This is a genomic window from Fundidesulfovibrio magnetotacticus, assembly GCF_013019105.1.
GTDB lineage: Bacteria > Desulfobacterota > Desulfovibrionia > Desulfovibrionales > Desulfovibrionaceae > Fundidesulfovibrio > Fundidesulfovibrio magnetotacticus.
Genome location: NZ_BLTE01000027.1, coordinates 12,738 through 32,707 on the forward strand (window position 1 = coordinate 12,738; position 19,970 = coordinate 32,707).

At 70.3% G+C, this 19,970-nt stretch carries 19 protein-coding genes; 5 read left to right on the top strand and 14 right to left on the bottom strand.

What is annotated here, in order from left to right:
- Positions 1-191 precede the first annotated feature (191 nt).
- From NNJEOMEG_RS19200 to recA, 3 genes are all read right to left on the bottom strand, one after another.
- Entirely contained in the window at positions 192-614 is a 423-nt protein-coding gene (locus NNJEOMEG_RS19200; protein WP_173087090.1) for a VOC family protein, read from the bottom strand.
- A gap of 107 nt (positions 615-721) precedes the next feature.
- Positions 722-3,364: an alanine--tRNA ligase gene (alaS, locus tag NNJEOMEG_RS19205; protein WP_173087091.1), complete on the bottom strand. Its 2,643-nt coding sequence runs from the start codon at positions 3,362-3,364 to the stop codon at positions 722-724.
- Between the two features lie 147 nt (positions 3,365-3,511).
- A complete protein-coding gene (recA, locus tag NNJEOMEG_RS19210) occupies positions 3,512-4,546 on the bottom strand; it encodes a recombinase RecA (protein WP_173087092.1) in 1,035 nt (344 codons plus the stop codon).
- Positions 4,547-4,657: 111 nt separating this feature from the next.
- Here recA and NNJEOMEG_RS19215 point away from each other — a divergent pair, with 111 nt between their 5' ends.
- Both NNJEOMEG_RS19215 and NNJEOMEG_RS19220 read left to right on the top strand, forming a co-directional pair.
- The gene (locus NNJEOMEG_RS19215; RefSeq protein ID WP_173087093.1) at positions 4,658-5,734 is read left to right on the top strand and encodes an adenine nucleotide alpha hydrolase family protein; all 1,077 of its coding nucleotides are present in this window, start codon (positions 4,658-4,660) and stop codon (positions 5,732-5,734) included.
- Positions 5,735-5,774: 40 nt separating this feature from the next.
- Positions 5,775-7,496: a hypothetical protein gene (locus NNJEOMEG_RS19220; RefSeq protein ID WP_173087094.1), complete on the top strand. Its 1,722-nt coding sequence runs from the start codon at positions 5,775-5,777 to the stop codon at positions 7,494-7,496.
- Here the strand turns inward: NNJEOMEG_RS19220 and NNJEOMEG_RS19225 are convergent.
- The 9 genes from NNJEOMEG_RS19225 to NNJEOMEG_RS19265 all read right to left on the bottom strand — a co-directional run bounded on the left by NNJEOMEG_RS19225 (position 7,453) and on the right by NNJEOMEG_RS19265 (position 14,317).
- Positions 7,453-8,499: a hypothetical protein gene (locus tag NNJEOMEG_RS19225; protein ID WP_173087095.1), complete on the bottom strand. Its 1,047-nt coding sequence runs from the start codon at positions 8,497-8,499 to the stop codon at positions 7,453-7,455. The two genes, NNJEOMEG_RS19220 and NNJEOMEG_RS19225, sit on opposite strands and share 44 nt — an antisense overlap.
- 2 nt (positions 8,500-8,501) lie before the next feature.
- Positions 8,502-9,602 (bottom strand): acyltransferase family protein, encoded by a 1,101-nt coding sequence (locus NNJEOMEG_RS19230; RefSeq protein WP_173087096.1) that lies wholly within the window; start codon positions 9,600-9,602, stop codon positions 8,502-8,504.
- A 166-nt stretch (positions 9,603-9,768) separates the two neighbouring features.
- On the bottom strand, positions 9,769-10,047 hold the full coding sequence (locus tag NNJEOMEG_RS19235; RefSeq protein ID WP_173087097.1) for an EF-hand domain-containing protein: 279 nt from the start codon (positions 10,045-10,047) through the stop codon (positions 9,769-9,771).
- A 19-nt stretch (positions 10,048-10,066) separates the two neighbouring features.
- Positions 10,067-10,570, bottom strand: a complete 504-nt coding sequence (locus NNJEOMEG_RS19240) for a TadE/TadG family type IV pilus assembly protein (protein ID WP_173087098.1) — start codon at positions 10,568-10,570, stop codon at positions 10,067-10,069.
- 9 nt (positions 10,571-10,579) lie between these two features.
- Positions 10,580-11,770 carry a vWA domain-containing protein gene (locus NNJEOMEG_RS19245; protein ID WP_235957046.1) on the bottom strand — a complete coding sequence of 397 codons (1,191 nt, stop codon included), beginning with the start codon at positions 11,768-11,770 and terminating at the stop codon, positions 10,580-10,582.
- Positions 11,751-12,134 carry a TadE/TadG family type IV pilus assembly protein gene (locus tag NNJEOMEG_RS19250; RefSeq protein ID WP_173087100.1) on the bottom strand — a complete coding sequence of 128 codons (384 nt, stop codon included), beginning with the start codon at positions 12,132-12,134 and terminating at the stop codon, positions 11,751-11,753. Before NNJEOMEG_RS19250 ends, NNJEOMEG_RS19245 begins: the two co-directional genes overlap by 20 nt.
- A gap of 230 nt (positions 12,135-12,364) precedes the next feature.
- Complete coding sequence (locus NNJEOMEG_RS19255) at positions 12,365-13,507, bottom strand: pilus assembly protein TadG-related protein (RefSeq protein ID WP_173087101.1); 1,143 nt, start codon at positions 13,505-13,507, stop codon at positions 12,365-12,367.
- Between the two features lie 16 nt (positions 13,508-13,523).
- On the bottom strand, positions 13,524-13,916 hold the full coding sequence (locus NNJEOMEG_RS19260) for a TadE/TadG family type IV pilus assembly protein (RefSeq protein ID WP_173087102.1): 393 nt from the start codon (positions 13,914-13,916) through the stop codon (positions 13,524-13,526).
- Entirely contained in the window at positions 13,913-14,317 is a 405-nt protein-coding gene (locus NNJEOMEG_RS19265; protein ID WP_173087103.1) for a TadE/TadG family type IV pilus assembly protein, read from the bottom strand. The genes NNJEOMEG_RS19260 and NNJEOMEG_RS19265 overlap by 4 nt, the downstream gene beginning before the upstream one ends.
- 375 nt (positions 14,318-14,692) lie before the next feature.
- On the opposite strand from NNJEOMEG_RS19265, the gene NNJEOMEG_RS19270 reads away from it, so the two are divergent.
- Together NNJEOMEG_RS19270 and NNJEOMEG_RS19275 are read left to right on the top strand one after the other, a co-directional pair.
- Positions 14,693-15,775 (top strand): HDOD domain-containing protein, encoded by a 1,083-nt coding sequence (locus NNJEOMEG_RS19270; protein ID WP_173087104.1) that lies wholly within the window; start codon positions 14,693-14,695, stop codon positions 15,773-15,775.
- Positions 15,772-17,154, top strand: a complete 1,383-nt coding sequence (locus NNJEOMEG_RS19275; protein ID WP_173087105.1) for a sigma-54-dependent transcriptional regulator — start codon at positions 15,772-15,774, stop codon at positions 17,152-17,154. The genes NNJEOMEG_RS19270 and NNJEOMEG_RS19275 overlap by 4 nt, the downstream gene beginning before the upstream one ends.
- A gap of 15 nt (positions 17,155-17,169) precedes the next feature.
- Here NNJEOMEG_RS19275 and NNJEOMEG_RS19280 read toward each other — a convergent pair whose 3' ends face one another.
- Entirely contained in the window at positions 17,170-18,408 is a 1,239-nt protein-coding gene (locus NNJEOMEG_RS19280; RefSeq protein ID WP_173087106.1) for a hypothetical protein, read from the bottom strand.
- 51 nt (positions 18,409-18,459) lie between these two features.
- Positions 18,460-19,467: an Lnb N-terminal periplasmic domain-containing protein gene (locus NNJEOMEG_RS19285; protein WP_235957047.1), complete on the bottom strand. Its 1,008-nt coding sequence runs from the start codon at positions 19,465-19,467 to the stop codon at positions 18,460-18,462.
- A gap of 406 nt (positions 19,468-19,873) precedes the next feature.
- On the opposite strand from NNJEOMEG_RS19285, the gene NNJEOMEG_RS19290 reads away from it, so the two are divergent.
- The coding region (locus NNJEOMEG_RS19290; RefSeq protein ID WP_173087108.1) for a Flp family type IVb pilin at positions 19,874-19,970 on the top strand (97 nt) is incomplete at its 3' end.

Sequence of the window (19,970 nt, forward strand, 5' to 3'; positions counted from 1 at the left end):
CAGAACCGGCCGGATCGAGGATTCCGGGCAGGGGCGCTCCATACGCTCGGGACGGAAAACCCGGCGCTCGGCAATGCCCACCCCCAGGGAGCGCATGCACCGTGCGAGGGGGCACGAGCATGTCCGGCATGCGCAACCCGTTACCCAAATCGACGGGCGCGTGCAACCGCGACCCCGGAGGCGAGTCCGGCCTAGGCCCCGGCAGGCTGGGCCAGGCAGACCACCGTGCCGTCGGGGTCGGTCACGTACCACTCGCGCATGCCGTAGAAGGCGGTCTCGGGGCCTTTCACGGTGGTCACGGCGTCCTTGAGGCGGGCGTGGAGGGCTTCCAGGTCGTCCACCTGGAGATAGAGGGTGAAGGCTCCGCCCGTGGGGCGTCCGGCCAGCAGGGGCAGCTCGCCGCCCAGGCTGTCGCGGCGCTGCACCATCACCTCGCAGGAGCCCGAGACGAACTGGGCGTAGACCAGATCGGCCCCGGGATCGAGGGCCTGGTGGAAGCCGCGCGCGCTGTCCACGCCCATGCGGAAGGTGAAGCCCAGAAGGCCGCACCAGAAGGCGGCCGCGCGGTGCACGTTCTCCACCATGAGGTTGGGGGTGAGGGAAACGGCGGACATGGGGGACCTCCCGGGGCGATGGATTATAAAAGGCCGGAGGGCGCTGCGCCCTCCGGCCTTGAACGTACCATGCAGCGTCCCACTTGGGAACGCCGGTCAGAGCCGCGCTACCCCCGCACCAACTCCTTCACCTTCTCCAGGGCGGCGTCGATGCCCGCCGGGTCCGTCCCGCCGGCCTGGGCCATGTCGGGCCTGCCGCCGCCGGAGCCGCCCACCAGGGACGCCACGTCCTTGATCAGGCTCTGGGCCGTGAACTTGTCGTGCAGGTCCTTGCTGACGGCCAGGATGAGCGCCACCTTGCCGTCCTCGCCCGCGCCCGCCAGGCAGGCCACGCCCGAGGGCAGCTTGGAGCGGATGTCGTCCATGGCCTCGCGCAGGGATTTCACGGTGCCGCCGTCCACGCGCGCCGTGAGCACCTTCACCCCGCCGATCTCCTCCACGGAGTCCATGAGGCTCTTGCCCTGGCCCGAGGCCAGCTTCGTCTGGAGCTGCTCCTTGTCCTTGGAGAGCTGCTTGAGTTGCGCCTGCATGGCCCGGAGCTTCTCCACCAGCTCGCCCGGGCGGGCGCGCAGGATCTCGGCGGCCTCGTCCAGCTCGCGGCGCGAGGCCTTGAGCTGCCCCAGCAGGTTCCAGCCGGTGGCTCCCTCGATGCGGCGCACGCCCGCGGCCACGCCCGTCTCGGAGACCACCGTGAAGCCGCCAGCCTGGCCCGTGGCCGCCAGGTGCGTGCCTCCGCAGAGCTCCATGGAGACGCCCGGCACGCTCACCACGCGCACCTCGTCGCCGTACTTCTCGCCGAAGAGGGCCGTGGCCCCCCTGGCCTGGGCGTCGGCCACGGCCATCACTTCCTTTTCCACCGCGATGTCGGTGAGGATGGCCCGGTTGACCTCCTCCTCCACGGAGGCGATCTCCTCGGGGCTGAGGGCCGAAATGTGCGTGAAGTCGAAGCGCAGGCGCTCCGGCCCCACCAGGGAGCCTGCCTGCTTCACGTGGTCGCCCAGCACCTTGCGCAGCGCCGAGTGCAGCAGGTGCGTGGCGGTGTGGTTGCGCGCCGTAGCCTGACGGGACTCCTCGTCCACGTTCAGGCGGGCCTCCTGGTCCAGCAGCAGCTCGCCTTCGTTGACGAAGACCCTGTGCACGGTCAGTTCGGGGCTGGGCTTGAGGGTGTCCAGCACGTCGGCGGCGCCGGTCATGGTCTCGGCCGAGCCCTTGTCGCCCAGCTGGCCGCCGGACTCGCCGTAGAAGGGGGAGGCCGCGAACACGGCGAAGCCGCCCTCGCCCTGCACCAGCCGCTCCAGGGGCAGGCCGTCCTCGCCCAGGAGGGCCACCACGCGCGATTCGCCCGAAAGGGCCTCGTAGCCCGTGAAGCGCGACTTCAAGCCCGTTTCAAGAAGCTTCTTGAACTGCCCGGCCAGGTCGGTCTCGCCCGAGCCCTTCCAGGCCTTCTTGGCCCTGGCCTTCTGCTCGCCCATGCAGGCCTTGTAGCCTTCCTCGTCCACGGAGAAGCCCTGCTTGCCCGCCACGTCGGTGATGATGTCCAGGGGGAAGCCGTAGGTGTCGTAGAGCTTGAAGGCGGCCTCGCCGGAGATCACGGAGCTGTTGGCCGCGCGCGCGGCGGCCATCTCCTGCTCCAGGATGTCCAGGCCCTTGTCCAGGGTGTCGGAGAAGCGCTCTTCCTCTTCGCGCACCACGCGGGTCATGAAGTCCATGCCTTCGACCACTTCGGGGTACTGCACGCCCATCACGTCCACCACGGTGGGGCAGACGCGGTGCAGGAAGGGGTCCTTCAGGCCCATGAGGCGGCCGAAGCGGAAGGCGCGGCGGATCAGGCGGCGCAGCACGTAGCCCCGGCCCTCATTGGAGGGCAGGATGGAGTCGGCCACCAGGAAGACCATGGAGCGGCAGTGGTCCGCGATGACGCGCAGGGCCGTGTCGGTGTCCTCGTCGGTCTTGTACTTCACGCCCGCCAGATCGGCCGTGGCGGCGATGATGGGGGAGAAGAGGTCGGAATCGAAGTTGGAGTACACGCCCTGGCACACGCCAGAGACGCGTTCCAGGCCCATGCCCGTGTCGATGGAGGGCCGGGGCAGGCTCACGCGGTTGCCTGGGGCGATCTGGTCGTACTGCATGAACACGAGGTTCCAGATTTCCAGGAAGCGGTCGCAGTCGCACTGGCCGATGCCGCAATTGGGGCCGCAGGACATGTGCTCGCCCTGGTCGATGAGGATCTCGGAGCAGGGGCCGCAGGGGCCGGTGTCGCCCATGGACCAGAAGTTGTCCTTCTCGCCCAGGCGGAAGATGCGCTCGGCGGGCACACCGGCGATCTTCTTCCAGAGGCCGATGGCCTCGTCGTCGTCGCGAAAGACGGTGGCGTAGAGCTTTTCCTTGGGGAGCTTGAGTTCGTCGGTGAGGAAGCCCCAGGCCAGGCGGATGGCTTCTTCCTTGAAGTAGTCCCCGAACGAGAAGTTGCCCAGCATCTCGAAGAAGGTGTGGTGGCGGGCGGTGCGGCCCACGTTCTCCAGGTCGTTGTGCTTGCCGCCCACGCGCAGGCACTTCTGGGAGGTGGCGGCGCGGGAGTAGTCGCGCTTGTCCTGGCCCAGGAACACCTTCTTGAACTGGACCATGCCCGCGTTGGTGAAGAGAAGCGAGGGGTCCTCGCGGGGAACCAGCGAGGAGCTGGCGACCTCGGCATGGCCGTTGGCGACGAAGTAGTCCAAAAAGGCGCGGCGAATCTGGGTGGCGGTGATCACGTGGTCTCCTGGCGGGCGTCGCGGCCCGGAAACGGCAGGGCGCGGACCGTATGGCCCGCGCCTTCGCGGAGCGCTAGCGCGCTTCGCCGAGCCGCGTCCGGGATGCTCCCTGGCGTCGTTGTCTTGTCTTTGCGGCGCTGGGCCGGTTTATTCCTTGGCCTCGGGCTCCTTGAGCCCCAGGTGTTCGTAGATCTTGTCCTCGATCTGCTTGCGGATGTCGGCGTGCTCGCGCAGGAACTCGCGCACGTTGTCGCGGCCCTGGCCCAGGCGCTCGGCGCCGTATGCGAACCACGCGCCGGACTTGTCCACGATGTTCATCTCCACGCCCATGTCGATCAGCTCGCCCTCGCGGGAGATGCCCGTGCCGTAGAGGATGTCGAAGAGGGCCTCGCGGAAGGGCGGGGCCACCTTGTTCTTCACCACCTTCACGCGGCAGCGCGAGCCGTAGACTTCCTCTTTGTCCTTGAGCGTCTGGATCTTGCGGATGTCCATGCGCACCGAGGCGTAGAACTTCAGGGCGTGGCCGCCGGTGGTGGTCTCGGGGTTGCCGTAGCCGGTCTGGCCGATCTTCATGCGGATCTGGTTGATGAAGATCACCGACGTGAGCGACTTGTGGATGGTTCCCGTGAGCTTGCGCAGGGCGTGGCTCATGAGCCGGGCCTGGGAGCCCACCTGGGTCTCGCCCATCTCGCCCTCCAGTTCGGACTGGGGGATGAGCGCGGCTACCGAGTCGATGACCACCACGTCCACGGCCCCGGAGCGCACGAGCAGGTCGCAGATGTCCAGGGCCTGCTCGCCGAAGTCGGGCTGGGAGATGAGCAGTTCGTCGGTCTTCACGCCCAGGCGCTTGGCGTAGTTCACGTCCAGGGCGTGCTCGGCGTCGATGAAGGCGGCCGTGCCGCCGCGCTTCTGGGACTCGGCGATGATGTGCAGGGCCAGGGTGGTCTTGCCCGAGGATTCCGGGCCGTAGATTTCGGTGACGCGGCCCTTGGGGATGCCGCCGATGCCCAGGGCCAGGTCCACCCCGATGGAGCCCGTGGGGATGGAGGGGATGGCGGCGTGGGTTTCCTCGTCCAGGCGCATGACCGAGCCCTGGCCGTATTTGCGTTCGATGGTGGTCAGGGCGGTGGTCAGGGCCTCCAGGCGAGCGTCCTGGGGCGAGGCGGCGGCTTTCTTGGCCATGTGGGTGATTCCTTTTCAAAAAGGGGAAATGCCTTGAGGCCATAGCAGATGCGTCCCCGGGGGGCAACGGCCAACTTGCCAGCCCCGCGCCGGACGGATACGAGACCCCCCATGCCTATCTACGACGCCCTGGCCCTCTTCTCCGGAGGGCTCGACTCCATCCTGGCCGCGCGCACCGTGGCGGCCCAGGGGCTCAAGGTGCTCTGCCTGCACTACGTGAGCCCCTTCTTCGGACACCCCGACCGCCTCGACCGCTGGCGGGAGGCCTATGGCCTGGACATCGAACCCGTGGACGTGGGCGAGGCCTACGTGGCGATGCTGCGCGACGGCCCGGCCCACGGCGTTGGCAAGGGGCTCAACCCCTGCGTGGACTGCAAGATCCTTATGATGTCCCACGCCAGGGGGCTTCTGGAGCGTTACGGGGCGAAGTTCCTGATCTCCGGCGAGGTGAAGGGCCAGCGCCCCATGTCCCAGCGCCGCGACGCCCTGGACGTGATCAGCCGCGACGCGCGCGTGCGCGACCTGCTCCTGAGGCCCTTGTGCGCGCTCACCCTCAAGCCCACGCCCATGGAGGAGTCGGGCCTTGTGGACCGCGAGCGCCTGCACGGCTTCAACGGGCGGGGGCGCGGGCCGCAGCTGGCCCTGGCGCGGGCCCTGGGCGTCACGGCCATTCCCCAGCCCGCGGGGGGCTGCCTGCTCACGGAGCGCGAGTCGGCCAAGCGCTACCTGCCGGTGCTCGCGCACCATCAGGCCCCCACGGCGGCGGATTTCGAGCTGGCCAACCTGGGCCGCCAGTTCTGGAGCGGCTCCCGCTGGATGGCCATGGGCCGCAAGCAGGCCGACAACGCGGCCCTGGGCGCCCTGGCCCGCCCCGGCGACATCCTCCTGGACGTGGAGGGCTTCCCGAGCCCCCTGGGCCTGATCCGCGAGCTTCCTGGCCACGCCTGGGCCCCGGCGGAGCTGGAGGACGCGGCGGCGCTCCTGGCCTCCTATTCGCCCAAGGCCGTGACCTCGGGCCTGGACGTGGTGGTGCTGGCCACGCGCGTCGGCGAGGCGGAGCCCCAGGCAGCGCGCCTGACCGTTCGCCCGGCGCGCGAGTCGAAGACCGGGCTGGCCGAGCCGGACTGGGAGGCTCAGGCAGAGGCGAAGCGCGGACTCTACGGCGAGAGCCGCGAGGACGACCATTGATCCGCGCCGGGGCGCGCCGCCCGGCAGGAAGCTGAAGGCCTTGGCCAGCGCGCCTGACACGACGGCCGCTGCCGACCGAAAGGTTGCCGCCGCGCCGGTCGCTCCGGCGACGGCAGCGCCGCCGGACTCCCTGCCGCAACCGGCCCCCAGGGCGAGGCTGACGCCTCCGGCGTCCCGGTCCTCGGTCTCCGCGTCGCGCTGGCCGGTCCTGGCGGCCTTCGCGGGCCTGGCGGCGGTCTACCGCGCGTGGTCGTGGGTGTTCCCGCTTCAGCAGGGGCGCGATTTCCACACCTACCTCTCCTACTTCACGCAGTTCTTCCGCGAGGCCCCGGCGGACCATCAGCTCATGCTCTTCCGCACCCCGGGCGCGCCGCTCTTTTTCGGGCTCCTGGACCGCCTGGGCGGCCCGGCCCTGGTGGACGCGGGGCTTAACCTGCTCTACGCCGCGAGCTTGGCCGCGCTCTTCGCGGCCGCGCGCCGCGCCTGGGGCACGCTCCTGGCCTCCTGCCTGCTGGGGCTTCTGGCCCTGCTCCCTTCCTACAACTGGGCCTGGCACACCGTGGCCACCGAGAGCCTCACCGCCGCCGGGACGGCCTTCTTCGCGGCCGCCCTGCTGGGGGCCTTCGCCAGGCCCGGGCCCTGGCGCTGGGCCGTATGCGGGGCGTGGGCCTTCGCGCTGGTCATGGCGCGGCCCTCCAACCAGCTGGCGGTCGCGGCCTGCCTGGCGTGCCTGGCCGTGCCGGGGCTCCCGGCGCGCCGCCGCCTGGCCCTGGGCGCGTCCATGCTGGCGGCCTATTGCGTCCTGGCCGGGGCGTGGATGGCCCACAACGGGCTGCGCTACGGCGAGTTCACGGTGTCGCGCGGCGGCGCGGGGCTCATGCCCGGGCATCGGGTGTTTCTCTGGGACCGGCTCATGGCCCCGGGCAACGGCCCGGCCTCGGCGCGCCTGGCCGAGGCCGTGGCGGCGGACCTGCTGCCGCGCCCGGAATACCGGGCCAAGGGGGTGGACCTGGAGCTCTTCTTTGCGGCGGGCGACGAAAACATGTTCGCGGACCTTCTGGCCCTCTCGGACCGCGCCTTCGGCTGGGAGAGCAACTTCTCCACGCTCCAGAAGGCGGCCCTGGAGGGCGTGGCGGCCCGGCCCCTGGACTACCTGGCCGGGGTGCGCGACACGCTCCGGCTGGTCTTCTCCGTGAGCGAGGTGGAGGCGCACGAGCGCATCAAGGCGCGCTGGCCCACGCCGGAGATCGTCAAGGCCCGGCGCGCGGCCCTGGGCCTGCCCGTCGAGGCCCCGCTGGGGTTCACGCGGATCATGGACCAGTCCTCGGCCTACTGGCTGGAGAGCGGCTCGGGGCGCTTCGCCCCCACGCCCGAGGAGCGCCGGGCCGTGCGGGAGGAGACGGCGGCCATGGCCGCGCGCTACCCGGACTTCATGGAGGCCATGCGCCTGGGGCCGTGGCCCACGCGGGTGTGGCACACCCTGGCGGCCGCGTGGTCCTGGTTCTTCGCGCTCGTGCCGCTGGGCCTGGGCTGCCTGGCGGAGCGCGACCCCGGGCGGCGCGGGTCCGCCCGGGCGGCCCTGGCCCTGTGGGCTGCGGGGCTCTGGGTGCTCGGCGTCACCTACCTGGGCGTGGACGCGGTGTTCCAGCTGCGCAGCCCCTTCGACCCGTGGTTCCTGCTGGCGGCGCTGGCCGGGGCGCGGGCGCTGGCCGGGCGGGTCAGGGGATCGGCCGCCTCGGCAGCCGGTCCAGGCAGGGCCTGAGGGCCAGGGCCACGAAGAGGCTCACGCCAAGCACCGCCAGGTAGCGCGGGGGCAGGGGGGCGTCCGGGCCGATGATCCCGGCGGCCAGGGGGCCGGACCAGTGGGTCCAGGCGATGAAGAAGCCGTAGGTGGCCGAGCCCGCCAGGGTCAGGGGCCGGAGCCAGGCGGGCGCGGTCCCGGGCTTGAGCGAACACAGAACGGCAAGGGCGCAGAGGGCCTGGAGCGCCGTGGCCTGGGCCAGGGCCGGGAGGTCGCGCCCGGCGATCAGGTAGGCCGGGTCCGCGCCCTTGAGGGCCGAGAGCTTGTGGCACAGGGCCACGGCCGCCAGAAAACAGAAGGGGCCCGCCCAGGCCGGAACGCGCGCCGTCCAGGCCGTGTCCTGGGAGATGCGGGCCGCAAGCGCGCCCCAGCAGAAGGCCGTCAGGTGGACGTTGGGGGTAAGCCCCGCCGGACCAGCCAGCGCCAGTCCGGCGCAGGCGGCCCAGAGCGCGGCCAGCGCGGGCCATCCGGCCGCGCGGGGGAAGCGCCCGCAGGCGATGGCCCAGGCCCAGGCCAGGGGCAGGAAGGCCAGAAAGGGGTTCACCCCGCCCACGGCCTGCTCCAACAGCGGCGTGGAGTAGGGCGAGCGCAGCAGGAGCGCCTGCCCCAGCGCGGCCCCGAACGGCCCGCCGGAATAGGCCGCATAGGCCACGGCCAGCACCGCAAGAGGGGCGGCCAGGCGCAGGAAGCGCGCCGCGAAGGAACCCGCCCGGCCCGCCCGTACGTCCCGAAAGGCCAGGAAGCCCGAAACCGTCAGCAGAAGCTCCAGCCCGGCCACGCCGCTGGTGGCCAGCACCCCCGCCGCGCGCGCCGCGAGGCGCGCCGCCGTGCCGGAACCCTGCATCAGGGTGGGGTCCGGCGCGGCCCATCCCGCGAAGAACACGAGGTGGAAGAGCCACAGCGCGCCCAGGAGCCGCAGGATGTCCAGGCCCGGGAGCCGGGCGGGGGATGGGGCGGCGCGCATGCTCATGGCCTGGAGAAGTAGGGGCGTTCGAACACGGCGAAGATCAGCGCGGCCAGGAGCAGGCACAGCCCCAGTGAGAGGCCCCAGCGCAGGGCCATGCCCAGGGCGTCGGCAGCGGGCCCGGCCAGGCGGTTGGCCAGGGGCAGGCCCCATTGGGTGTGGGTCATGAAGAGCGAATAGCTCACCATGCCCGCCATGCGCAGGGGCCGCGCGGTGAAGGCCGAGGGGCCTGGGCCGGGCAGGATCAGGCGCAGCAGGATGAGGCAGATGGTGGCGTCCAGGGCCAGGAAAAAGGCCAGGCGGTGGAGGTTGTCCCGGGCCATCCAGGCCTCCACGTGGGGGTGGCCGCCCGCCCAGCAGAAGGCCAGCAGGGCCGCCAGGGCCGGAACGAAGCCCAGCCGCGCCGCGCGTTGCAGGCCCGGTCCGATCCTGCCCTCGCCCCAGGCCCGGGCCAGGGCCACGCCGAAGAGGAAGCCCAGGAAGCGCGGGTCGCCCAGCAGCAGGAAGCGCTTGAACACCAGGATGTTGGCCGCGAGCGCCGCCGCCAGGAGCCAGAAGAAGCCCCAGGAGCGAAAGAGGGCGAAGCGCCCCAGCACGAGCACCCAGGCCGCGCAGAGCAGGTAGAACCACATTTCGTAGACCAGGGCCCAGGTGGTGTAGGTCACCAGGGTCACGCCCGGGGGCACGTGGAGGAAGAAGACGTTGGCCAGGGCCTGACGCCAGTCCACCGAGGCCGCGCCCCAGCACAGGGCCGGGAGGTTCACGGCCAGGATCACGGGCAGGAGCCTGCGGTAGCGCGCGGCCAGGAAGGCCGGGACCGAGGGCCTGCGCCGGGCCAGCGACACCCACGTGAGGAAGCCCGAAAGCACGAAGAGCACGTCCACGCCGAGCACGCCCGAGTGCAGGGCGCGCAGAAGTTGATGGGCCGGGGCGCCGGGGTCGAGGAAGTAGTTGCGCTCGAAGTGCTGGGCGAAGAAGTGGACGTTGAAGACCATGACGATGGCCAGGCCGCGCAGGCCGTCCAGGCCCGGGAGGCGTCCGGCGTCCAGGAGGAAGAAGGCGTCGAGCGCCGCGAGGGGCTTGGGTGCGGGGGCGTGGTCCATGGGGTGGTGGTCGCTGTCCCTGCCTTTATCCGTGGGGCGTGGAACGCACAAGCCCCCGGGACCAACTCCCGGGGGCTTCCCCCGTGCGTTCGGGCCGTCCTCGCGGGGGCCATCGCGCCGGGCGCGATTCCGCGCGCGCCCGGTGCGTGGACCCCACGGCCCGAAGCTACTTTTTGTAGGCCGGCTTGACGGCCAGGAACTCCTCCTTGGTCACCACCTGGTCCTTGTTGGCGTCCATGCCCTGGAAGTCGGCTGTGGCTTTCTGCTGGTCCGGGAACACGGCCAGGTATTCGGGCAGGGTGACGAAGCCCTTGTTCTGCGGGTCGATGAGGTCGTAGCCGCGCAGGTCGTCCCCTTCCTGGCCGTGCGCGCGGGGCGCGGCGAAGAGGATGGCCAGGAGGGCGGCCAGCGCGGCGGCCCAGGCGACGAGGCGTTGGATGGTCATGGCATGTCTCCGTTGGCCCCTAGTAGGGACAGGGCCGCCAGGGTTCGTTGACCATGCGGGTGGCCTGGCGCATGGTCATGGCCTGGGACCAGGCCGACGCGCCGTTGGTGGGGTCGAGCATGTCGCCCAGGGGCGTGACGGGCGTGTAGACGTAGTTCACGTCGATCTGGACGGTGTCGCAGGGGCCGCCCGGGTCGCCTTCCCGGGCCGCGCCCGAGGCGGAGAGTCCGGCCCAGCTGGAGACCTTCACGTTCACGTCGATGCCCCGGGAGTCGGCGGCCACCTTCTTGGTTGCGGCGATGATCTGGGCCATGCGCGTGCCGTCGATTTCGCCCTGGCCGGTGGTGGCGAAGCGCGCGCCCAGCTCGGTGGCCTTCTTGAGGGTGAGCCACACGGAGAGGGCGTTGCTGGTCTCCAGCACGCCGATCATGAGCCCGGTGACCAGCGGGGCCACCAGGGCGAACTCCACGGCCGAGGACCCTGCCTCGCCCAGGAGCCTGCGCAGTCTGCGGATGGCGTTCATGGCGTGCTCCTACTTGATGAGCCGCAGCCCGAGCTGGCGGCCGATCTTCTTGAACATGTCGTCGATGTCGCTGGAGGAGGGCGCGTCGTAGTAGTGGTCGTTGGTTCCGGGCTTGGAGGAGGCCACGGTCTTCATGAGGTTCACGTCCGTGGAGTCGGATGTGCCGAAGCGGATGGTGAAGATCTCGATGCCCGCGTCCTTGGCCAGCTGCGCCTCGGAGAGCATGGCGGTGTTGAGGCAGCCGCCGTCCTCGCAGTGGCAGGTCTTCACGTTCATGCCGTAGTAGGCGTTGTACCAGTAGTTGTTGGGGTCGGAGGTGTCTCCGTACTGGCCGCCGCACTTGCCGTCCTCGTTGTCGCCGTCGGTGAGCAGGATCATCACCTTGCGGTACTTTTTGGCGTCGCCGCCCTCTGTGTAGGGGGCTTCGGGGGTGAGCACGTGGCGTCCCCACTTGATGCCTTCGGAGATCACGGTGCCCGAGGCGGTGCCGGTGGCGGTCATGGAGTTGATGGCGGTGGTGATGGCCGCCTTGTCCGTGGTGAGCGCCTTGATGTAGGGGATGGAGGTGCACGAGGAGCTGTTGGTGGTGTTCACGGTGCCGTCGGCGTTGCGGCATCCGGCGGCCTTGCCGTCCACGTTCGCGGGCACGCGCACCTTGCCCCGGAAGGGCACAAGGCCGATCTTGGTGGAGGGCGCGCCGGTGTTGGGCATCACCAGGTTGACCATGTTGGTGGCCGCCTGGCGCACCTTGGTGATGGGCGTGCCGGACATGGAGCCCGTGTTGTCGATCACGAAGACGATCTCCAGGTTGTTGTAGCCCGCGCAGGCGGTGCAGTCGATCTCCTTGTCCCCCACGCCCAGCACCGTGGCGAAGGTGAGCTTCACCGTGGCCTTGCCCTCCACGCAGACGCTTCGCACCTCCGTGCCCAGGGTGAGGCTCTTGATGGAGGCCTCGCCGTAGTTCTGGACAAGGGATTTCTCCGCGGCCTGGCGCACGCGGTTCTGGGAGAGGTCCGGGTCGTAGGGCAACTCCAGGCTCCCGGCCAGGGCGGCGGCGTCCACGGCGGCCTGGAGCTGGTTGTTGGCCTTGTAGAGCAGGCCCTCGTCCACCACGAGCCCGGCCGCGCCGGCCAGGGCCAGCGCGCCCACGGCCACCAGGGTGGCCGTGGAGCCCCGCTCCTCACTGCAGAGGCATGACAACCTTCGAAGTGATCGTAAGCGGGCCGTTGTTGAGCGCGTCAATGAAGTCGCCAGAGAGAGAACTCGGTTGATAGGCATAGCTTACCTCCACGGTCGCGGTCTTCGCGCCCGTGTCCACGGACTTGCTCACCTGCAGATCCGAAGGGGGCAGGTCTTTCGTGAGGTTCTGGACCAGGGCCTGCACCTTGGAGTCGCTGCCGGAGCGCAGGATCTCCCGTGCGCCCTCGCGGGCGGCCTCCTGGACGGTGAAGAAGGTCTTGAGCATCACGGACCCCTCCCACACCGACACCGACAGGGCCACCAGCACCGGAATGATGATGGCGGCCTCCACGGAGGAAGAGCCTGATTCGTTGCGCAGGTTCATGGCGGTCTCCTCTTCGCTGGCGCGTCGGCGCGCCCGGCGTGAGGCGCAAAGCAAGGCGCGTGCCGGGCGGGGCGGGCGAGGGGGGTGCGGGTCCGGGGGATGGCGCGGGGCGGGGGTCCGCGCTCCGCGTGGCCGGGAGGGGGCCGTGGGCCGCGAGCGGGGCCGGGTTCAGGAATTGTGGATCGCGAAGGCCTCCCTGATCCATTGATCGTGGAGCGCCCGGGCGGGCTTCAGCGGGTGGAGTCGCGCGTGAGGCTGATGCCCCAGAGGGTTCCGCAATTGCCGCCGGCCCCGCGCACGGGGGACACGGCCGTGGCGTTGACGAAGCGTCCGGTGACGTCGCCCGCGCCGTTGATGCCCTCCACGAACACGGCCCCCAGCTGGTAGACCACGATGGTGTTGCGCCCGGACGTGGGCGGGTCGCGGGGGTCGAAGAAGGTGATGATGCCCACGCGGGGGCTGGCCATGGAGTCCGGGTAGGTGCTGCCCCTGACGGAACTGGTGGAAGCGTCCCAGTAGGCCCCCGGGTCCTGGGCGATGAGGTCCTGGATGCCCTGTTTGGTGGGGCCCACCATGTTGCCGGGCTCCAACTGGAGGAAGTCCTGCACGGTGACGTCGGTGTTGTTGGCCCCGGTGCATCCGGCGATGTTGTCGCGGTAGGCGGAGCCGCCCGTGACGGGCTGGCCGGAACCCACGGGGGGCAGGTCCACGGGGCTGTACTGTCCCGGGGCGATGGTGGCATGGGGGGCGCCGGTCTTGAGCACGATCTGCGTGCCCACGTCGCCCGGGCCGTAGCCCTGCACGTTGATGGAGGCCATCTCGCAGGGCACTTGCGTGTCGAGCACGCCGTTGTGGTATTTGGCCTCGCCGCAGGTGTCGTTCCAGGTGAACTTGGTGGGCACGCTCCAGGGCTTGATGCAGCGCGACGTGGTGGAACAGAAGATTTCGGCCCGGGCCGTGGCCGACACGTCGGAGGCGTTGAGGCCCAGCACCGGCCCCAGGAAGAGGCGCACGGGGTTGCCGCGCGCGGCGGTGAACCCGGCCGTGACCTCCACCCAGCCCGGGATGTTGAGGTTTACGGAGACGTCTCCCTGCGTGAGGGCCAGGGCGGGGTTGTCGCGGGCGTCGATGTTGGCCCGCCCGAAGGTGACGGCCTCGGCCCGGATGCGCGCCAGGTCCTGGCCGTAGGAGACGAGCCCGGCGGCGCCGGCCAGGGCGGCGGCGTCCACGGCGGTCTGGAGCTGGCTGCGTTTCCAGCGCAGGTAGCCGTAGTCCACCGCGAAGGCCCCCATGCCGCAGACGGCCACGAGAAGCAGGGCCGCCAGCACCGAGACGGAACCGCGTTCGCCGCGCGAGGGTGTGGCGTTGTCCATGTCGGACTCCTGGTTGTCAGCGCCTGCGGGCGGTTGCCTGGGCCGTGAGCTCCACGAAGCCAGGTATGGCCGCGCCCCAGGGGATGATGGGCAGGCCGCGCAAGTCGAAGGTCGCGTCCACGCGGATGGCCGTTCCGGGGGGCAGCTGCTGGAAGTTGGCCGTGACGGCCACGCCCAGGCGGCCGGAGTCCTGTCCGGCCTGTTGGACGTAGGCGCGCATGAGGGGCTCCGGGGCCTGGCCGTCGGAGGCCGCCAGCGCGCCCACTTCGCAGGCCTGGGCCACCACCTGGCGGATCTGGAACATCTGGCTGAAGTCCAGGATGGCGATCACCAGGGGGATCAGCACCAGAGAGCCGATGAGGGCGAACTCGACGGCCGCCACGCCGGATTGGTCGCGATGAGCGTTCATGGCTGGTGCACCATCATGGAGGTGATGGAGATGGAGTCCACGGCGGCGAAGGCCGGGACCAGCCCCCCCAGCCCGAAAAAGGCGTAGGGCAGGTCCACGCGCACCGTGACGGGCTGGTTGGCCTGCCTGGCCGAGACGGTCACCCCGGCGGCCTGGCTCACGCCGCCCTCCACGAGGATGCGCCGCGCCCTTGCGGCCACCTCGGCGTCGGTGGGGCCGTTGAGGATGGCCAGGCGCGCGCCCTCGGCGGCGGCCGCGGCGACGACGTGGCGGGTCCAGTAGTAGCGCCCGGCCTCCACGCCCCCCACCAGCAGGAGCAGCAGTGGCAGCAGGATCAGCGCCATCTCGACGCTGGTGGAGCCGGAATCCCGGCCTGGGGTGGTGTGTAGTTTGACGGTCACGGCGTCTTCCTCGAACGGGAGCCTTCCCGTTCATATGCCGGATTAAAGCAATAATTGGGCCTTTGTTTATTATGTATACTGATGGTTCGGCGGATGTACAGCCCCCCGACAGAGGATGAGGTTTCTCGGGAAACCGCGCCTTCCGAAAGAGGTATGCTTCTTGCTTTTTATGCGTTCCCCGGGCGTCTTCGCGGTGGCCGGGAGGTGCGCCGGGAGGTGCGCCGGGGAGGCGATTCATTATTTGTGGAGGAATTCGTCGCGCGGCCGCCCTGGGCGATTGTACGCAGGGGGGAAAGGGGATAACGTCGGATGTGCCCCTGGTCCGCGAGGCACGGGGGGGTCCGGCAAATCGGCCGAACGGCCGGGGGAGGACGGATGGAACGCATCGTGAGCACGGGCCGGCCAGCGGCCGGGGCCCGGGGGTACGACGAGGGCCAGGCCGCCTGGCTGGCCGCCCGCCTGGGGCCGGAGACGATGGCCCACCCGCGGGGCAGGCTGCTCCACGCCTTCTGCCTGGAGCGGGGGCTGGCCCCGGTCGGCGTCGAAGCCGCTCCCGTCGCGTCCCCCGCGCCGGTCCCGGAGTCCGGGGAGAAGCCCCTGTCCCTGGACGCGGTGCTCGAGCGCGACACCAAGCTTTTCTCCCTGCCCGAGATCTACGCCCGCCTGGACGCCCTGCTCAAGGACCCCAACGCCACGGCCGCCGACGCAACGGACCTCATCTCCAGCGACCCGGCCCTCTCCGCCACCCTGCTCAGGCTGGTGAACAGCGCCTTCATGGGCCGCGCCCTGGGCCCCATGGGCCAGCGCCTGGGCAACAAGGTGGAGAGCCTGGAGCGCGCGGTGCTCATCACCGGCACGTCGCAGCTGGCCAGCCTGGCCCTGGGGCTCTCGGTGGCCCCGGCCTTCAAGGGCATCAGCCCCCAGGCCATGGACATGCGCCGTTTCTGGGAGCACAGCGTCTCCTGCGCCATCCTCACCCGGGGCATGGCCCAGGCCACCGGCTGGGCCGACCCCGAGCAATGCTTCGTCTGCGGCCTGCTCCACGACATCGGGAAGCTCGTGATGTTCCGCCACCTTCCCGCCGCCAGCGCCCGCTGCCTGGCCCGCGCGCGCGCCCCCGGCACGGACCTGACCGCCATCGAACGCGAGGAGGTCGGGTTCGACCACGCCCTCCTGGGCGGCAGGCTCCTGGCCAAGTGGCGGCTCCCCGAAACCATCGAGCGCGCCGTCACCGCCCACCACGCCCCCGAGCCCTCCGACAAGGCCGCCATGCTGGTGAACGCCGCCGACCTGATGGCCCAGCTCCTGGCCCCGGCCGACCGGCAGGACATGCCCCTGCCGCGTTTCAATCCCGCCGTCTGGGAGGCCCTGGAACCGGACTTTTCCGACCTGGAAAGCCTGGCCCAGGACCACGCCGAGCAGTTCGAAGGCGTGATCGCCTGCTTTTTCTCCGCATGAGCGAACGCATCCTGGTCATCGAGGACGACCCTTCCCTGGGGGCCATGATCCAGGACGCCCTGGACGTGAAGGGGCTCTCTTCGCGCCTGGCGGGATCGGCCGAGGAGGGGCTGGAGCTCCTGGGCTCCGGGAGCTACGAGCTGGTGCTCACCGACGTGATGCTCCCCGGCATGTCCGGCGTGGAGGCCATCCCGCGCATCCTGGCGGCCCAGCCCGGCGTGGACGTGATCGTCATGACCGGCCAGTCCACCCGCGAGGTGGCCCTGGAGGCCATCCGGCACGGCGCGTACGACTACTTCTCCAAGCCCTTCAGCCTGGCCGAGCTGGAGACCGTGATCCGCCGCGCCCTGGAGCGCCGCGCCCTGCGCGACGAATCGCGCGCGCTGCGCCGCAGGCTGCGCGACACCCCGGACGACCACGGCCTGGTGGGCCAGAGCGAACCCATGCTCCGGCTCAAGGAGCTGGTGGCCAAGGTGGCGGCCCTGGACGTGACGGTGCTCGTCACCGGCGAATCCGGCACGGGCAAGGAGGTGGTCGCCGACGCCATCCACGCCCTCTCGCCCCGGGCCTCCGGGCCGTTCGTGAAGGTGAACTGCGCGGCCATCCCGGAAAACCTCCTGGAGAGCGAACTCTTCGGGCACGAGAAGGGGGCCTTCACCGGGGCGCTCACGGCGCGCAAGGGCAAGTTCGAACTGGCGGCCAAGGGCTCGCTGCTGCTGGACGAACTGGGCGACATGCCCCTTTTCCTGCAGCCCAAGCTGCTGCGCGCCGTGGAATCCAAGATGATCGAGCGCCTGGGCGCGCCCGCGCCCATGCCGGTGGACGTGCGCATCATCGCCGCCACACACCAGGACCTGCCCCGCCTGGTGGAGGAGCGCGCCTTCCGCGCCGACCTCTTCTACCGCCTGAGCATCGCCCAGATTCGCATACCGCCCCTGCGCGACCGCCGCGAGGACATCCCCCTGCTGGCCGAGCACTTCATCCGCCGCCTCCACGCCCGCACGGGCTGCGCCCTTGAAGGGCTCTCCCGCGACGGGGCCGAGGCCCTCATGGCCCAGCCCTGGCCGGGCAACGTGCGCCAGCTGGCCAACGCCATCGAGCGCGCGGCCATCACCGCGCCCGGGCCGCTCTTCACCGCGCGCGACTGCCTCCAGGCCCTGGGGCAGGCCCCGGCGGCCACCGCCCAGCCGCCCGCGCTGCGCCCGGGCATGAACCTGCGCCAGACCCTGGAGGACGTGGAGCGCGGCCTCATCCTGGAGGCCCTGCGCCAGGCCGGGGGGGTGCAGAAGGAGGCCGCGCGCCTGCTGGGGCTTTCGCCCACCAACCTCTGGAACAAGCTCCAGAAGCACGGCATCCCGGGCCACGGTGGCGGGGCCTGAGAGCGTTCCGCCTCTTCACATCCCCAGCCGTCCGGCGGCGTCCTCCCGCAGGGTCCAGCCCATGCGCTTCAGGCGCTGCTTCGTGCCCGGGCTGGCCTTGCCCGTGAGCCACAACTCCACCCCCGAGGCGGGCAGGGCGCGCGCCGCCCGGTCCAGGGCGTCCAGGTTGGACGCGGCGGCGGCGGTGTATGCCAGGTAGTCCAGCGGGAAGGCCAGCACGAGCCTGCCGTCGGGGCGCAGCGCGCCCACGAAGCGCCCCACGGGGACGAAGCGCGCCAGCGCGCCCGCCTCGCGCGCGTAGCCCGCGTACATCTCGGCCATGCGCTGGCGGAAGAGGCACACGTCCTGGTCGGAGGTCTCGGCCACGAACTCCACGAACTCGGCCTTGTCGGCGGTGCCCGCCATGGAGGTGAGGGCCCGGGTGAGCACGGTCTGCTGGGTGGGGGTGAACTCGGGGTTGTTCACGAAGAGCCGGGCCAGGTCCTTGGGCACTCCCGCCTGGATGAGCGCCTCGCGGTTCTGGCGGCGCAGGTCGCCCGGCGGAACGGTGAGGTCCACGCCCTGCATGAGCGCCGTGGTGCTCACGCCCGAGACGGCAATGCCCACGCCGCCGGGAATCAGGGCCTGCAGGGCCGTTCCGGTGAGGCTCCCGGCGTAGCCCGCCTCGGAGAGGGCGTCGAGCTTCTGCTGGAGCACGGGGTTGGTGGAGTAGGGGTCCACCCCGAACCGGAGGGCGTAGTCGCGCTTGGTCTTGGAGAAGCCCACCAGCCCGGCGGCGCGGCTGTCCTCCCACTTGCTGGGGGAGCTTTCCGCCAGGTTCTCCTGGGCGCGCACGAAGAGCTTGCCCACGCCCGAGAGCGCCCCGCCCAGCGTTTGCAGGGGGTCGGTGACCAGGTCCACCGCGCCCTGGAGTGTCTGCTTGCCCTTGTCGGCCAGGGAGCTGGCGAAGGCGTTGGACCCGGCCACCTGGTCCATCTTGGACATGGCCCGGATTTCGGCGATGCGCGTGCGCGCCAGGGCCGTGGAGGCGGCCTTGAAATCGCCGTAGGGCGAGTGGATCACGTAGATGTTCAGGTAGCCGTCGTTGCGGACCTCGGGGTCCACGCGGAAGTCCGGTCCGGAGAGCAGGTCCTTGGGCAGCAGGGACTGGGCCTTGAAGGTGGGCGGCGTCTCGAAGGGCTGGGCGTGGGCCGCCGCGCAGGACAGCAGCAGGACCGCCAGGACGGCGAGGGAGCTGGCGAACGGGTGGGGCATGGTGGTGTTTCCGTCGGTTGCAGGGTTAGGTTGGGGCGTCCGAGGTCCGGGTCAGGGGCCGGGCATGCCGGGCAGTCCGCTGCGAATCCGCGCGGAGAAGTCCGGTGCGTCTCCTGCGGCCCTGGCCTTGGGGTTCACGTAGCTTTTGGCCTTGAGTTCCTCGAAGGGCAGCGAGTCTTCCAGGCCGCCCAGCTCGTAGACGTATTGCGGCGCGTACCCGGAGAAGAGGATCTTCCAGCTGTAGCGAAGCCTTCCCTCGAAGGCTCGCACGTGGCGCACCACGTTTGTGGTGCAGTTGGTGGTGAGGGTGTTGTAGTATTCGGGCGTTTCGTAGAGGCTGTTGATCTTCTTCACGTACTCCAGGAACAGCTTGCGGGCGTTGGCCTCGGGCATGCGGGTCCTGAAGAGGTACACGTCCTCGGGGGGGACGCGGTGGTCTGTGCGCAGGCGGATCAGGTCGCGCTCCTCGGCGGCCACGTAGGTCAACTCGTACTGCTTGAAGAAGCCCTTGAGCGCGGAATAGCCCTCGCCTTTTTCCTTGCGGGTCTCGATGGAGAAGCACAGGGCGTCCTGTCCCTGGAAGACGAAGCTCACCATCACGTGGGCTATGGCGTCGCCCATCCAGTAGACGGCGATGAGGTCCACGCCTTCGAGCTTCTTCAGGTCGAAGGTCTTGTCGTGGTAGCGGGGCTGGTAGTCGGTCTCGGTGCGGTAGGCCACGTTGCGGATGTTGCGCACCGTAACGAGGTCCCCCTGAACCTGGGCGTAGGGGAGCACGGCCACGTCGGGCTGCCAGTCGCGCTGGTTGGAGGGGGCGATGGCGCTCCACCAGGCCGCGAAGAGCGCGAAGCCGCACAGCCACGCCGCCAGGGCGCGCCCCCTGCGTCGAATCAGGGCGAAGCACAGCCCCGTGCCCGCCACCACAGCCATGGCCAGGAGCGTCCTGCCCGCCGCGCTCTCCACGTCGGACCAGTAGGCGGCCAGGGCGGCCCAGAGGGTCGCAAGGGTTACGGCCAGGGCCGCGCAGAGCTTCAGGACGATGGGGAGCGTGCGCCTCACGGGGCCTCTCTCGTTGAGTTCACCATGCATCCAGGCTGATACGCGTTCGCGCCACGCTTGCCAAGCAGGACGCGCGTCCGTGGTCCACGTTTCGTGGAGTACCGCCGGGTGCTTCACGATTCATGGATTTGCTCGGGAAAAGTCCGATCCATGCCCCTTCCCGGCCTTGAAGCGGCAGGCGCTCCACGATTCATGGATCGGCGGGCGGTCGCGCGCGGGTCCCAGGCCCCGCCGCCATGCCGCCGGAAGCGGTTCCGTGGCGTCATCCATGGAAAATGCTCCTTCAATTTCGCAGGGTTGTTGTTGTTCCGCGCCAAATCTGCCTGTGGCGGGTCACGCTGGCACACCGGTTGCTTTAAGAGCATTGCGACCGCACGCACAACCAAACCAGACGAGGAGAACCCCCATGAACGCCATCCGCACCCTGATCCGCAACGAAGAAGGCGCTACCGCGGTGGAATACGGCCTGATGGCCTCGCTGATCGCCGGTGTGATCATCGCCG

Coding starts and splice junctions, on each gene's coding strand:
- NNJEOMEG_RS19200 (WP_173087090.1), bottom strand. CDS start 614: ATGTCCGCCGTTTCCCTCACCCCCAACCTCATGGTGGAGAACGTGCAC.
- NNJEOMEG_RS19275 (WP_173087105.1), top strand. CDS start 15,772: ATGAGCGAACGCATCCTGGTCATCGAGGACGACCCTTCCCTGGGGGCC.
- NNJEOMEG_RS19240 (WP_173087098.1), bottom strand. CDS start 10,570: ATGAACGCCATCCGCAGACTGCGCAGGCTCCTGGGCGAGGCAGGGTCC.
- NNJEOMEG_RS19255 (WP_173087101.1), bottom strand. CDS start 13,507: ATGGACAACGCCACACCCTCGCGCGGCGAACGCGGTTCCGTCTCGGTG.
- recA (WP_173087092.1), bottom strand. CDS start 4,546: ATGGCCAAGAAAGCCGCCGCCTCGCCCCAGGACGCTCGCCTGGAGGCC.
- NNJEOMEG_RS19260 (WP_173087102.1), bottom strand. CDS start 13,916: ATGAACGCTCATCGCGACCAATCCGGCGTGGCGGCCGTCGAGTTCGCC.
- NNJEOMEG_RS19225 (WP_173087095.1), bottom strand. CDS start 8,499: ATGCGCGCCGCCCCATCCCCCGCCCGGCTCCCGGGCCTGGACATCCTG.
- NNJEOMEG_RS19250 (WP_173087100.1), bottom strand. CDS start 12,134: ATGAACCTGCGCAACGAATCAGGCTCTTCCTCCGTGGAGGCCGCCATC.
- NNJEOMEG_RS19280 (WP_173087106.1), bottom strand. CDS start 18,408: ATGCCCCACCCGTTCGCCAGCTCCCTCGCCGTCCTGGCGGTCCTGCTG.
- NNJEOMEG_RS19270 (WP_173087104.1), top strand. CDS start 14,693: ATGGAACGCATCGTGAGCACGGGCCGGCCAGCGGCCGGGGCCCGGGGG.
- NNJEOMEG_RS19215 (WP_173087093.1), top strand. CDS start 4,658: ATGCCTATCTACGACGCCCTGGCCCTCTTCTCCGGAGGGCTCGACTCC.
- NNJEOMEG_RS19235 (WP_173087097.1), bottom strand. CDS start 10,047: ATGACCATCCAACGCCTCGTCGCCTGGGCCGCCGCGCTGGCCGCCCTC.
- NNJEOMEG_RS19230 (WP_173087096.1), bottom strand. CDS start 9,602: ATGGACCACGCCCCCGCACCCAAGCCCCTCGCGGCGCTCGACGCCTTC.